Here is a 12,878-nt window from a genome sequence, read left to right on the forward strand (position 1 = left end):
TGCACCTGTTGCACGCCCCGAAACTTTTCCCAAGGAGAACCCATGCCCCGCCCGTATACCCTGTTCACCGGCCAGTGGGCCGACCTGCCCTTCGAGGAAGTCGCGCGCCTGGCCTCCGGCTGGGGCTATGACGGCCTGGAAATCGCCGTGTCCGGGGACCACCTGGACGCCTGGCGCTGGGACGAACCCGGCTACGTCGAATCCAAGCTCGCCATCCTGGACAAGTACAACCTCAAGGTCTGGGCCATTTCCAACCACCTCAAGGGCCAGGCCGTGTGTGATGACCCCATCGACTTCCGCCACCAGGGAATCGTCGGCGCCAAGGTCTGGGGCGACGGGGACCCCGAAGGCGTCCGCCAACGCGCCGCCGAGGAAATGAAACACACCGCCCGCCTCGCCCAAGCGCTCGGCGTGGACACCGTCGTCGGGTTCACCGGCTCCTCCATCTGGCAGTACGTCGCCATGTTCCCGCCCGTCCCCGAGAAAGTCATCGAGGCCGGCTACCAGGACTTCGCCGACCGCTGGAACCCCATCCTGGACGTCTTCGACGAATGCGGGGTCCGGTTCGCCCACGAAGTCCACCCCTCCGAAATCGCCTACGACTACTGGACCACCGTGCGGACCCTGGAAGCGATCGGGCACCGCGAAGCATTCGGCCTGAACTGGGACCCCTCCCACTTCATGTGGCAAGGCATCGACCCCGTTTCCTTCATCTGGGACTTCAAGGACCGGATCTACCACGTGGACTGCAAGGACACCAAGCTGCGCCCCACCGGCCGGAACACCGTCCTGGGTTCCCACCTGCCCTGGGGCGACCCCCGCCGCGGCTGGGACTTCGTCTCCGCCGGACGCGGCGACGTGCCCTGGGAATCCTCCTTCCGCGCCCTCACCGCCATCGGCTACACCGGACCCATCAGCATCGAATGGGAAGACGCCGGCATGGACCGCCTCCACGGCGCCCCCGAAGCCCTCGCCAACCTCAAAAAATACGACTACCCCGCCTCCCAAACCAGCTTCGACGCCGCCTTCAGCCAGGACTAACCACCCCCGCGGTTAGCGCGAGTTGGCAGCAGATGACCCCAAAATCCGATTTTGCGGGCATCTGCTGCCAACTCGCGCCCCGAGCTCTCCCACACAACGAAAGGTCATCCGCATGTCTGGGACCACAGCACCCCATGAGAATGGGTTCGTCGAGGAAGCACTGTGATACGAACCCTCCAACCCGGCCAGCGCTGCGAAGTATGGATCGCCTCTGCCACCGGCACTTCCGAGCTGGCCTTCAGCACGGACAATTTGCTCCTGGAGGCACCCAACTGGACGCTCGATGGCCAGGCCCTCATCCTCAATGGTGACGGCGCCCTGTGGCGGCTGGATCTTTCCGGCGGACTCGAAAAGGTAGCCATCACCGGCATCCCGGACCTCAACAACGACCACGTCCTCGCGCCCGACGGCACCACCATTTACCTCTCGGCGAATGACGGCCACATCTACAGCGCAACCCTCGACGGCGGTGAGGCCACCAAGATCACGAACAACGACGGGTGGTTCCATTTCCTGCACGGCATCAGCCCCGACGGACAGACCCTCGCCTACGTAGGAATAGAAGCCGGCGACTTCACGCAGCCGGGCCGGCTCATCACGATTCCAGCAGGGGGCGGACCAGCGACCGCAATCGACGTCGACGGCCACTGCGACGGCCCCGAGTACTCGCCCGACGGCGAATGGCTGTACTTCAATACCGAGGCCTTCACGGATCGGCCGGGCCACGCCCAACTTGCCAGGGTGCGGGCCAGTCACCGCGGCACGCCAGAGCGCCTGCTTGAAAGCGGCACCGTTGACTGGTTCCCGCACCTCTCGCCCGACGGGCGCCTGGCCAGCTACATCCGTTTCCCCGGCGGCACGGTAGGCCACCCCCCGGACTTGCGGGTCGACGTCGTCGTTGTTTCCACGAGCGACTGGGCCACTCCGCTCCACACGTGGCCCCTCTTCGGCGGCCAGGGAACCCTCAATGTCAACAGTTGGTCACCCGACTCCGAGCGGTTCGCTTATGTTGCCTATCCGGAAAACTGAAGTGCTTCTTGCGGAAGCCACGCCGCCGACTTCGATTGGAATGCCATGATCCGTCACACGGCTACTTTCTCCCTCATCCACGAGCCCGAAGTGCCCGACTTTCAGAAGTTGGATTTCGAACCCTACGGCCCGGAAGGGCGGTAGCTCCATGGCCCACATCGCCGCTCTTGAAGCATTGGATGCGCTCAAGCGCCAAGAAGAGGAGCTGATTTTCACCTCCTTCGATCACGGAGACGCCTGGAGGCTCGGCTCACTGTTGACCAGCATGGCCCAGGATGCCGGTCACGCGATCGGCATCGATATCCGGCGACCCGGGCTCATTCTTTTCCGCGCTGCATTGCCCGGAATCACACCGGACCAGGAATCGTGGATCGCACGGAAATCCGCACTCGTCTTGCGAATGGAAACAAGCAGCGCACTTGTCGAAGCCCGGCTGTCCTCCGCCGGTATCGATCCGGTAGCCAGCGGGTGGCTCGGTGCCGACTATGCCGTGACAGGCGGCTCGTTTCCCGTGCGGGTCCGTGGGGTCGGCGTGGTCGCGGCCGTCACTGCGTCAGGCCTTTCATCGCAGGAGGATCATGACCTCATTGTCGAAGGGATCCGCCAACATCTCACCGCCTAAGAACCTCAGCAAGAACTCCCGCCAAAAAATTGTTGAACAATTCTTCCATGTGATGCATCATTGGTTGTAGACCCCGATTGAGATCGGGATCACAAAGCCCGCCCAACGTTCCATGGAGGAACCATGTCCGCGACCACTTCGCCAAGTCCAACAAGGCGCAGCAAACCCTCGGCAGGCGCCATCAAGGCCTTCATTGCCAGCGTCACAGGCACCTCCCTGGAGTACTACGACTTCGCCATCTACTCCGTCGCCTCCGCGCTCGTCTTCCCCAAGATCTTCTTCCCCACGAACGACGAAACCACGGGCCTCCTGCTCTCCTTCTCGGCCTTCGCGGTGGGTTACTTCGCCCGGCCCATTGGCGGCGTTGTCTTTGGCCGGCTCGGAGACAAGATCGGACGCAAGAACGTCCTGGTCATCACCCTCATCCTCATTGGCGCGGCCACGGTCCTCATCGGCGCGTTGCCGGACTACCACACGATCGGCATTGGAGCCACGATCATCCTGGTCCTCCTTCGCTTGGCCCAGGGCATCGGCGTCGGCGGCGAATGGGGCGGCGCGGTGTTGCTGTCCAGCGAGTACGCCAATCCCAGCAAGCGCGGATTCTGGTCGTCCGCAGCCCAGATCGGGCCGCCCGCGGGCAACCTGCTGGCCAACGGCGCACTGGCCGTCCTCGCCGCAGTCATGAGCAACGATGCCTTCATCGCTTGGGGTTGGCGCGTGGCCTTCCTCAGTTCGGCCATCCTGGTTGCCTTCGGCCTGGTCATCCGGCTCAAGCTCGAGGAAACCCCGGTCTTCAAGGCCATCGAAGCCACCGGCGAACGGCCCAAGGCTCCCATCAAGGAAGTCCTCACCACCCAGTTCCGTCCCCTCCTCGCCGCCGCGTTGTGCCGGATCTGCCCCGACGTCTTATACGCCTTGTTCACCGTCTTTGTCGCGGTCTACGCCACCAAGGAACTGGGGATGACCACCGGCAACGTCCTGGGTGCAGTCCTGGTCGGTTCAGCATTCCAGCTGTTCCTGATCCCGGCCGCAGGAGCTGTCACGGACCGGTTCAACCGCCGGCTCGTCTACGGCATCACCGCTGCTGCCACAGCCGTGTACATCCCGTTGTTCTTCCTCATGATCCAGTCCCGCTCCGTCCTCCTGTTGACTGTCGGCGTCGTGATCGGCCTCGGGCTGCACGCCTTCATGTACGGTCCGCAGGCGGCCTTCATCACGGAACAGTTCCCGGCCCGGCTCCGCTATGCCGGCAGTTCCCTCGCATACACGGTGGCGGGCGTAGTGGGCGGAGCTGTGGCACCGTTGATCTTCACGGCCCTCTACGCCGCCACCGGTAACTGGCTCCTGATCGCCGCGTACTTGCTCGCCACGGCCGTCGTCACCATTGTCGGCCTCGCTTTGGGCCGGGATCCCGAGCCGGACGAGGATCTTCGCCTGCTTGCGGAAGCCCGCGCCTAAGCAGCCCGGCTCCGCGAGCGGAAAGCTCGGGCGGGCCACCGCCGTCGTAGTCTTTCCTGAAATGCCCCTTAAGATCAGTCTTGAGGGGCATTTCTGCGCCCGATTGCCAGAGAGGACCGCATGAGCCAGACAATCCGCGAAGCAACAGCGGACGACGCCGGACGGCTGGCGGAGCTTGCCGCCGTCACCTTTCCGCTCGCCTGCCCGCCGGACTCCTCGCCCGATGACATCGCCGCGCACCTGCGCAGGACGCTCAGTGCGGAGAAGTTCACGGAATACCTTGCCGATCCGGACGTCACCATCCTGGCCATCGACGCCGCCGGGGAACTCCGCGGCTACAGCATGCTGGTAGCCCGACCCACGAGCGATACCGACGTCGCTTCGGCCCTGACGCTCAACCCATCCACGGAACTGAGCAAGTGCTATGTGCATCCGGAACACCACGGACTGGGCGCTGCCGCGGAGCTCATGAAAACCACGTTGGACCGCGCTGCCGGCTCGGGTGCGGCCGGGGTGTGGCTAGGCGTCAACAGCCAGAACGCCAAGGCCATCCGCTTCTATGAGAAGAGCGGGTTCAAGAAGGTCGGGACCAAGTCGTTCCGCCTGGGCGATACCGTGGAGCACGATTTCGTGATGGAGAGGGCGGTCTAGGACGCCTGCACGCGCATTAGCGATGCGGAAATGGGCCTGCGACGCGCAAACAGTCTCACGCGGCTCGGATACGGATACCCGTAGCGCCTGCCCGTTTCTGCGTCGCACACCATTTTGCGTGTCGTGAACGCCGGGCTGTGACCAGTCCAACAGCCCATTCCGGGAATGCCCGGCCCCCGCTTCCGGTTGTCGCCACCATGAAGGTTGAGATCTGGTCAGACGTCGCTTGCCCGTGGTGCTACATCGGAAAGCGCCGGTTCGAAACGGCCCTTGCTGAATTCCCGCACCGCGACTCGGTCGAGATCCAGTGGCGCAGCTACCAGTTGGATCCGAGCATCCCGGAACACTACGACGGCACAGAGCTCGATTACCTGAGCAAGCGCAAGGGCATGGACCCCGCGCAGGTCAGCCAGATGTTCGAGCACGTGGCGTTGCAGGCAAAGGGCGAGGGCCTCAACTACCGTTTCGACGACGTCGTGGTGGCCAACAGCTTCACGGCACACCGCCTCATCCACTTGGCTGCCGCCCACGGCAAGCAGGACGAAGCCAAAGAGCAGCTCCTGAGCGGCCATTTTGAACACGGCGAGGACATCGGAAGCCAGGAATACCTGGCCAAGCTCGGCAGCGAGTTGGGCCTGCCGCAAGCCGAGGTCGCGGAGCTGTTCAGCACCGACAAGTACGCAGAGGACGTACGTGGCGATATCGCCGAAGCCCGGATGCTTGGTGTCACCGGCGTGCCGTTCTTTGTCATCGACCGCAAGTACGGACTCTCCGGCGCGCAGCCCTCAGAGGTCTTCACGCAAGCCCTCGCGCAGGCATGGCAGGAAGCGAATCCCCTGGTCGCCGTCGGCGGCCCCGACGCCGACGCCTGCGGCCCGGACGGCTGCGCGATCTAGAACCTTTGCGCGAGCTGGCAGCAGATGACCCCAACGGCGCGTTGCAAGGTCATCTGCTGCCAGCTCGCGCCGCACGCACCCAAATTTGCTGACAGATCCCTGTAAAGTGTCCGTATGCCTAGGATTACGGCCGCCAGCAATGCGGCGCAACGCGCTGAAACCCGACGCCGGGTCCTGACAGCTTTCGGGGAACTACTCTTCACCCACGGCCTGCCCGGCTTGACCATGACCGACGTCGCGCGGCACGCCGGCGTCGGCCGGACGGCGGTATACAACTACTACGCCGACATGGAACAGCTCCTCATTGCGTACGCGCTCGACGAGACCGAGCGATTCCTGGGCGATCTGCGCGAATCCCTCGCCGCACTGCAGAACCCGGTGGACCGCCTGGCCCTTTACGTGCGCGCCCAGGTGGAAGATCTGAGCCGCCGGCACCTCCCGCCAGGCCCTGCGATGGGGGCTGTCCTCTCTCCCGCTTCCTTTGCGAAATTGGCAGATCACGTCGGCGAACTCAACCTGCTGCTCCAGGACATCCTGCGCGACGGAATCGCAGCCGGCTACCTCCCGCCCACGGACGTCGGCCAGCTGGCGAGGCTCATCCACGGAACTCTTTCCTCCAGCGCGGCACGCGGCAATGCCGCGATCGGAACGGAGCTGGACGAGCTTGAGGAGCGGTTGGTCCAGACCGTGCGGTTCATCCAGTTGGGCGCAGGAGCAAGGTTCGACGACGACGGCCGGCCGGCGCGCTTGGCGTGACCTTGCCGCATGACCTTGCCGCGGGGCCGGCGCAGCCGCTGGCTCAGTCCGTGGAAGGCCCACGCTACGGCGTCGGCATTACCGGCAGCTTCGCGTTGTCGGCGATCCGCTGCTCAAGGCGAGGACAACTGAGCTTGCCCGGGGTGTTGTCCACGAGTTCAGGTGGGACGAGTGCCGAGAAGCCGGGCGCGAGGATGAGGTCCACGGAGGCATCGGTGCGTTGGTCCTGGAAGTAGTCGGTGCCGGCGATGTTCCTCTGGATGTTGAACGCTGCCGCTTGGCCACCGGATCCCGAAACAACCATGGCCGGGCCGGTGTAGCTGGTGGTCGAGTTGTCGACGGTGCCAACGTTGTATCCCCGGGCTTTCAATTGGTCCGCCACGCTCTTGGCCAGACCGGCCTTGCCGGCAGCATTGTAGACATTGACGCTGATTTTGTTGTTGGGCGTGTAGTCGAAAACAGTGGCGGGGCATACGGCCGCCGGGGCCTGGCTCGCAACGGCGGAGGGGAAACGGATCACGCCGTTCATCACTGCCCAGGCGCCCACGAGTCCGGCAACGACCAGTCCCACGAGCAGCGCGAGAACGATCCCATGCAAGAGGCGTCGGCTGAACCACCCGCGATGGCTGTCAGGCCCAGGAGCCTCAGCAAAAGTTGCCCGGAGTTCCGGACCAGTGACAACCCGATGCCCGTGCAGAATCGTCGGGTCTTTCTGACGACCGGGACGCTTCCGGCGCTTCCTCGGATCCGCATTCTCGGCCACTGCCACCTGCTCTTCCGGAATTGTTTCGTTAACCATCTATCACGAGCACCCGGGCGTGGATGGCCGTCCGCTGGTGGAGCGCAGTACGGACTGCACGGTGCAGCCCGTCTTCGAGATACAGCAGGCCTTGGTACTGCACCACATGCGGGAAGAGGTCGCCGAAGAACGTTGAATCCTCGGCCAACAGTGCTTCCAGGTCAAGGGTGCGCTTAGTGGTGACAAGTTCGTCGAGCCGGACCGGACGCGGGGGCAGCGAGGCCCAGTCCTTGGGCGTGGAAAAACCATGGTCGGGGTACGGGCGTCCCTCGCCCACAGCTTTGAATATCACTTTGCAAGCCTAAAGAAGTAAGGCGTCCAAGGGAACTTGTGAGAAGTCGGCCACCAAGGTTGTGGCCAAAAGGTAACCGTTGACGGACGGTGTGCGCCGAAACGTTGCCTCCTGCCGCCGTCGTCCGTCACACCGCTGCCGCCATCACGCCGGACTGACAGAATGGGATCATGACTGCTTCAATGCCAGGCACGCACCCGGCTGCTCCTGCCCTCGCACTCCTCCTCGACGTCGACGGCCCTGTCGCGAGTCCCGTGACGCGCGATGTGAAGCCGGAAATCATCGCCGACCTTGTGGGCTTGGCCTCCGCAGGCATCCCTGTCATTTTCAACACCGGCCGCTCAGACACTTTCATCCGCGAGCAAGTCATGGCACCCATGATTGCCGCCGGGATGCCTGCGGGAACGGTGGTCCACGCGATCTGCGAGAAGGGCGCTGTGTGGTTCAGCTACACCTCGGGCGGCCCGGGACCCATCCATGTGGACCATGACCTCGCCGTTCCGAAGGCCTACGGCGAGGACGTCCGCCGCATGGTGGCAGAGGACTACGCGACGCACATGTTCTTCGACGAGACAAAGCGCGCCATGGTGTCGGTGGAGCAGCATCTGGACGTCTCAAATGACGATTACCTGGCCGAGCAGAAGCTCTTCGACGCCGATGCCCTGGAGCTCATGGGCAGGCACGGCCTCTCCGCCGCCCTCCTGGATCACCACGCGCCAGAGTCCGACGACGCCGCCGACTACCGCCTGGATCCCACCATCATCTCCACGGACATCGAGTCCATCCGGCTCGGCAAGGATCTCGGCGCCAGCCGCGCAGTGGAACTCCTCGCCGCCCAGGGGATCACCCCGCAGGCCTGGCGGACAGTGGGCGATTCGCGCACGGACTACGCCATGGCGGATTGGCTCCACCACAACGACCACAGCGTCAAGCACGTCGACGTCCGGCCCGCGGACGGCGTGCCCAACAAGCCCTACGATGTTCTTACAGCCACCGACCTTGGCCTGGGCGACGACGTCATTCACGACGACGCCGGAGGCGCATTCCTGCGCAGTTGGCGTGAAGCCTTGGTGGGCTGAGTCCGCCCGTCACCACAACTTTTCGGAGAAAAGCCATCACAGACATGGACCAGCAAGCAATCTACTTCGGTAGCCCCGCCACCGACGACGATGCGGTCGTTCCCGAACCGACATCGCCCGCAGTCGACGCGCGCCTCAAGCACCGCGCCGACGTCGTCCGCCATCGCGGCCGTTACAGCTTGCTGAACCAGAACCGCACCCCGCAGCAGGTGATGGTCGAAGACCTCCTCGTGATCCGCGCCGCACTCGACGCGGCCGGGCTCGACTTCATCCTGGTCCGCGGCAACGACCACCGGCCCGTGATCGCCGTCGACTGGAAGCTCCGGAAGAAACTGCGCCAGGCTTTGGTCTCGGCTTTCCGGAACGAGCCGTTCTACTCCATGACCGTCGATGCGCGGAAGAAATCCACGTTGCTTGTGGCAGACGGCGAGCTTTCGAGCAACCGGAAGGCCAGGATCTTCCGGCTCTTCCGTCCACGCGTGGAACCCGGGGGCGGGCTGACTTACGGTCCTTCCTTGGGCGTGCAACTGGAATTGTGGGAGTTCGACGGCGATCAGCTCGTGTTGCCGGTGGAGAACTCCCTGACCCGGCGAACCATGCTGCGCCAGGACGCTGTCCGGGGCACGGTGGAACGCCACGGGCTGAGCTGGCCGACCATCGAGAACATGTTCGCGGACCACGCGAGCGACATCGACTTCGACGTCGACATTGTCTTTTCATGGGTGGACGGCAATGACCCCGCGTACATTGCGGCGCGCCGAGAGCAGATGAAAGACGCAGTCGTGGGCGAGGGCGATGCCCACGAGGCCCGCTTCCGGCAAATCAACGAGCTCAAGTATGCCCTGCGCTCCGTCTACATGTATGCGCCCTGGATCCGCCGGGTCTACATCGCCACGGACTCTCCCGCGCCCGAGTGGCTGGCCGAGCACCCGAGCGTCAGGATCACGCGCAGCGAGGAGTTCTTCAAGGACCCCACGGTGCTGCCCACCCACAATTCCCAGGCTGTGGAATCCCAGTTGCACCACATTGAGGGTCTCTCCGAGCACTTCCTGTATTCCAACGACGACATGTTCTTCGGCCGGCCTGTAGCACCGGACATGTTCTTCACTCCCGGTGGAATCACCAAGTTCATCGAAGCCTCCACCCGGATCGGGCTGGGAGAGAACGACGCCGAACGCAGCGGTTTCGAGAACGCTGCCCGTGTCAACAGGAAGCTCCTCTGGGAACGCTTCGGGCGGATCACCACACGCCATTTGGAGCACACTGCCGCACCCCTCCGCCGTAGCGTGATCGCGGAGATGGAGCGCGAGTTTCCGGCCGAGTTCGCCAAGACGGCAGGCAGCAGGTTCCGCGCGGCGGACAACATCTCCGTGACCAACTCGTTCTACCACTACTACTCGTTGCTCACGGGCCGGGCAGTGACGCAGACCTCCGCAAAAGTCAGGTACGTGGATACCACCCTGTGGTCAGGGCTGCACTACCTGCCCACGTTGCTCGCCAAGCGCAACGTGGACTTCTTCTGCCTCAACGACGGCAGCTTCCCCGAGGTTGCTGCCGACGAAAGGGCCGGACTCGTGACGGACTTCATGGAGAAGTACTTCCCGGTCAAGGCGCCGTGGGAGAAGTAGGCTCCTAGCGGCGGGTCATCTCCGGGCGCTTCGCGTCGGCTCTCGAACCGCTTTCGTGGGTAGGACGCTGGGGAATCCGGATTCCTGCTTCGGCGAGCCGGCGCCTCGTGGCTTCCGGGCTGACGTACTCACCGACAGTCGGCGATTTGCCCAATGGCACCACCGAATGCACGATCGTCTGCTCGTAAACGTGGACCAAGTTGAATGCCTGGGCACCGTCGCGGCCGCGGGTGCCACCCTGCGGAACGTTGAGGTCCTGGGTGTAGCAGCTCGCGGAAGCCACCGATACCGGGACGCCGGCGAACATGGCCGTGGTGGAGTAATGCAGGTGACCGCCAAGGATGGAGCGGACGTCCGAATTGCGCACGACGTCGGCCAGCGCGGCTTGGCCGCGCAGCTCCACGAGGATCGAGAGATCGAGGACGCTCGGGACCGGAGGGTGGTGGAGGGCAAGGATCGTGCCGTCCGGAGCCGGCGTCGCGAGCTCCGATCCCAACCAGTCGAGCTGGCTCTGGCTTACCTCACCGTGATGGAAACCGGGCACAGAGGTATCCAGTGTGATGATCCGCAGCCCGTTGACGAAGTAGCTGTGATCCACCGGCGCGTTATTGTCGCTCTGGTCGAAGAGGCCAGCACGGAAATTCGCCCGATCGTCGTGGTTTCCCATCGCCCAGATCACCCGCGCTCCCATCTCCCGACAGGCAGGTTCGACGATCGACCGGAGTTTGGCGTAGGCACCGGGCTCACCCTGATCGGCGAGGTCCCCGGTGAAGATTACGGCGTCGGGGCGGACCTTCGACGCATGCACTTCCGAAAAGAGTTGCCTGAGGTGGGCTTCACTATCAACTGTGCCGTAAAGGGGTTCCGACCCTCCCAACAGATGGGAGTCGCTAAGGTGCAGAAGTACGTGTCCTGGCCGCGGGTACTCGGCCTCGATGAGCTCCATTACTACCTTCGGGTCGGTAGGAGACGGCGCCTCCAGTGTCTGCCCCAATAAACCCAATCCAACCAGACAAAAGGCTAACGCAGGGTAACTTACGGTCGGAATGTTGGATAATTACTCGCGCTGCCCCCGCGATCCTCGCTTATTTTCAGGCTCTCTTGACTGAAACATGTGCCGCCCCTCACAATAAGCGAATGGCTTTCACTAAAGAAGAGGCGGCCCTCATGCCGTCCGCGACCGTCAGCGTTGACGGCGGATTGAAGAAGAACGCAATCGGCACTCGCGACATTGTGTTCATGTTGGTGTCAGCGGCCGCTCCGCTGACCATCGTCGTCGGGATCGCCCCGCTCGCTCTCGCCGTGGGCGGCGTCGGCGCTCCCTCCATCTACATCGCCGCGGCTATCGGCCTGGGCCTGTTCGCCATCGGTTTCATGGCGCTCACCCGCCACGTCCGCTCCTACAGCGGCTTCTACGGCTACATCTCGAAAACCCTCGGCCGCGTGGTCGGCCTCGGCTCCGGCCTCACCGCTTGGATGAGCTACAACGGCCTGCAAATCGGCCTCTACGGACTGCTCGGTATCCAAGCCAACCTCGCCGTCAAATCCTTCACCGGCGTGGAACTTCCCTGGTGGCTCTACGCGATCGTCTCAATCGGGGCCGTCTGGTACCTGGGCTGGCGCGGGATCGACGTCGGCGCCAGGGTCCTCGCCGTCCTGCTCACCCTCGAAACCGCGATCGTTGCCATCGTCGCCGCGTTCGTCCTGGCCCAAGGCGGCGCACATGGCATCAGTTTTGAATCATTCAGCCCGCAGGCCATCTTCTCCCCGCAGTTCGCCGCGGTCCTTGGCCTGGGTTTCTCCGCCTTCATGGGATTTGAATCCGGAGCCCTGTACCGGGAAGAAGCCCGGGACCCGGACCGCAGCGTCCCTCGTGCCACCTACATCTCCGTCGCCTTCATCGGCGCGTTCTACGCCTTCGCCGTCTGGATCATCGTCCAGGCCTTCGGAGCTGACGCCGTCCAGGCGTTCGCCGCCGGCCACCTCGACGCCGGGGACACCGCCTACATCGCAGCGGGCAACTTCGCGGGCGGCTGGTGCGTGAACGTGATGAGCGTGCTGATTGTCACCAGCATCTTCGCCGCCCAGCTCTCCTTCCACAACACCATCAACCGCTATACCTTGTCGCTGAGCCGCGAGGGCATCTTCCCGAAGCGCTCAGGCCGGATCAGCCCGCGATATCGCACCCCCTCGGTGGCCGGCTTCGACCAGACCCTCCTCGCGCTCGCCCTCGTGATCGGCGCGGCCCTGCTCCAGCTGGACCCGTTCACCCAGTTCCTGATCTGGACGAACACCCCGGGAGTGATCGGCGTCCTCCTCCTGCAGGCGCTCACGGGCGTCGGCGTCGTGGTCTTCTTCACCCGCCTCAAGGACCACGGCCTTCGCTGGTACGTCATGCCTTCCGCCGTAGCAGCCACGATCATCATGTGTGCGGTGACCTACCTGATGGCCAACAACGCCCAATTGCTCACCGGCCTCCCGGCCGGGGACCCCGTCAACACCACACTGCTCGTATTTGCACCGCTCTTGTTTGCGGCCGGAACCGTGCTGGCCCTCGTGCTACGCAAGGTCAACCCGGCCGCCTACCAGCGGATCGGCCACGCCGAGTGATCCCGGAGCCTAGTCTT

Annotated in this window: 13 protein-coding genes; 10 read left to right on the forward strand and 3 right to left on the reverse strand. The window is 64.0% G+C overall.

Features of this window, described 5'->3' with window-relative positions; genetic code table 11:
• Positions 1 to 42: 42 nt before the first annotated feature.
• The 7 genes from AB4074_RS07385 (at position 43) to AB4074_RS07415 (ending at position 6,453) form a co-directional block, all read left to right on the forward strand.
• On the forward strand, positions 43 to 1,041 hold the full coding sequence (locus tag AB4074_RS07385; RefSeq protein WP_441412796.1) for a sugar phosphate isomerase/epimerase family protein: 999 nt from the start codon (positions 43 to 45) through the stop codon (positions 1,039 to 1,041).
• 162 nt (positions 1,042 to 1,203) lie between these two features.
• Positions 1,204 to 2,070 (forward strand): TolB family protein, encoded by an 867-nt coding sequence (locus AB4074_RS07390; RefSeq protein WP_441412797.1) that lies wholly within the window; start codon positions 1,204 to 1,206, stop codon positions 2,068 to 2,070.
• A gap of 148 nt (positions 2,071 to 2,218) precedes the next feature.
• On the forward strand, positions 2,219 to 2,692 hold the full coding sequence (locus AB4074_RS07395; protein ID WP_441412798.1) for a heme-degrading domain-containing protein: 474 nt from the start codon (positions 2,219 to 2,221) through the stop codon (positions 2,690 to 2,692).
• A 123-nt stretch (positions 2,693 to 2,815) separates the two neighbouring features.
• Entirely contained in the window at positions 2,816 to 4,150 is a 1,335-nt protein-coding gene (locus tag AB4074_RS07400; protein WP_441412799.1) for an MFS transporter, read from the forward strand.
• Between the two features lie 120 nt (positions 4,151 to 4,270).
• On the forward strand, positions 4,271 to 4,801 hold the full coding sequence (locus AB4074_RS07405; protein WP_441412800.1) for a GNAT family N-acetyltransferase: 531 nt from the start codon (positions 4,271 to 4,273) through the stop codon (positions 4,799 to 4,801).
• A gap of 197 nt (positions 4,802 to 4,998) precedes the next feature.
• The gene (locus AB4074_RS07410; RefSeq protein ID WP_441412895.1) at positions 4,999 to 5,697 is read left to right on the forward strand and encodes a DsbA family oxidoreductase; all 699 of its coding nucleotides are present in this window, start codon (positions 4,999 to 5,001) and stop codon (positions 5,695 to 5,697) included.
• A 114-nt stretch (positions 5,698 to 5,811) separates the two neighbouring features.
• Positions 5,812 to 6,453: a TetR/AcrR family transcriptional regulator gene (locus AB4074_RS07415; protein ID WP_441412801.1), complete on the forward strand. Its 642-nt coding sequence runs from the start codon at positions 5,812 to 5,814 to the stop codon at positions 6,451 to 6,453.
• A 64-nt stretch (positions 6,454 to 6,517) separates the two neighbouring features.
• Here AB4074_RS07415 and AB4074_RS07420 read toward each other — a convergent pair whose 3' ends face one another.
• Both AB4074_RS07420 and AB4074_RS07425 read right to left on the reverse strand, forming a co-directional pair.
• Positions 6,518 to 7,252, reverse strand: a complete 735-nt coding sequence (locus tag AB4074_RS07420) for a LytR C-terminal domain-containing protein (protein WP_441412802.1) — start codon at positions 7,250 to 7,252, stop codon at positions 6,518 to 6,520.
• Complete coding sequence (locus tag AB4074_RS07425; protein ID WP_059388531.1) at positions 7,245 to 7,544, reverse strand: type II toxin-antitoxin system VapB family antitoxin; 300 nt, start codon at positions 7,542 to 7,544, stop codon at positions 7,245 to 7,247. The genes AB4074_RS07420 and AB4074_RS07425 overlap by 8 nt, the downstream gene beginning before the upstream one ends.
• A 170-nt stretch (positions 7,545 to 7,714) precedes the next feature.
• On the opposite strand from AB4074_RS07425, the gene AB4074_RS07430 reads away from it, so the two are divergent.
• Both AB4074_RS07430 and AB4074_RS07435 read left to right on the forward strand, forming a co-directional pair.
• A complete protein-coding gene (locus AB4074_RS07430) occupies positions 7,715 to 8,623 on the forward strand; it encodes a hypothetical protein (RefSeq protein ID WP_441412803.1) in 909 nt (302 codons plus the stop codon).
• A gap of 44 nt (positions 8,624 to 8,667) precedes the next feature.
• On the forward strand, positions 8,668 to 10,251 hold the full coding sequence (locus AB4074_RS07435) for a stealth family protein (protein ID WP_441412804.1): 1,584 nt from the start codon (positions 8,668 to 8,670) through the stop codon (positions 10,249 to 10,251).
• A gap of 4 nt (positions 10,252 to 10,255) precedes the next feature.
• Here the strand turns inward: AB4074_RS07435 and AB4074_RS07440 are convergent, their stop codons facing one another.
• Entirely contained in the window at positions 10,256 to 11,197 is a 942-nt protein-coding gene (locus AB4074_RS07440; RefSeq protein ID WP_441412805.1) for a metallophosphoesterase, read from the reverse strand.
• Positions 11,198 to 11,388: 191 nt separating this feature from the next.
• Here AB4074_RS07440 and AB4074_RS07445 point away from each other — a divergent pair, with 191 nt between their 5' ends.
• Positions 11,389 to 12,861 carry an APC family permease gene (locus tag AB4074_RS07445; RefSeq protein ID WP_441412806.1) on the forward strand — a complete coding sequence of 491 codons (1,473 nt, stop codon included), beginning with the start codon at positions 11,389 to 11,391 and terminating at the stop codon, positions 12,859 to 12,861.
• Positions 12,862 to 12,878: the final 17 nt, after the last annotated feature.

It is taken from the genome of Arthrobacter sp. 2MCAF14 (genome assembly GCF_052115645.1).
Taxonomy (GTDB): domain Bacteria; phylum Actinomycetota; class Actinomycetes; order Actinomycetales; family Micrococcaceae; genus Arthrobacter.

Bases quoted from the DNA above. Each gene is read 5' to 3' on its own strand.
- AB4074_RS07435 (WP_441412804.1), top strand. From the start codon at position 8,668: ATGGACCAGCAAGCAATCTACTTCGGTAGCCCCGCCACCGACGACGAT.
- AB4074_RS07420 (WP_441412802.1), bottom strand. From the start codon at position 7,252: ATGGTTAACGAAACAATTCCGGAAGAGCAGGTGGCAGTGGCCGAGAAT.
- AB4074_RS07430 (WP_441412803.1), top strand. From the start codon at position 7,715: ATGACTGCTTCAATGCCAGGCACGCACCCGGCTGCTCCTGCCCTCGCA.
- AB4074_RS07445 (WP_441412806.1), top strand. From the start codon at position 11,389: ATGGCTTTCACTAAAGAAGAGGCGGCCCTCATGCCGTCCGCGACCGTC.
- AB4074_RS07395 (WP_441412798.1), top strand. From the start codon at position 2,219: ATGGCCCACATCGCCGCTCTTGAAGCATTGGATGCGCTCAAGCGCCAA.
- AB4074_RS07415 (WP_441412801.1), top strand. From the start codon at position 5,812: ATGCCTAGGATTACGGCCGCCAGCAATGCGGCGCAACGCGCTGAAACC.
- AB4074_RS07410 (WP_441412895.1), top strand. From the start codon at position 4,999: ATGAAGGTTGAGATCTGGTCAGACGTCGCTTGCCCGTGGTGCTACATC.
- AB4074_RS07440 (WP_441412805.1), bottom strand. From the start codon at position 11,197: ATGGAGCTCATCGAGGCCGAGTACCCGCGGCCAGGACACGTACTTCTG.
- AB4074_RS07405 (WP_441412800.1), top strand. From the start codon at position 4,271: ATGAGCCAGACAATCCGCGAAGCAACAGCGGACGACGCCGGACGGCTG.
- AB4074_RS07400 (WP_441412799.1), top strand. From the start codon at position 2,816: ATGTCCGCGACCACTTCGCCAAGTCCAACAAGGCGCAGCAAACCCTCG.
- AB4074_RS07385 (WP_441412796.1), top strand. From the start codon at position 43: ATGCCCCGCCCGTATACCCTGTTCACCGGCCAGTGGGCCGACCTGCCC.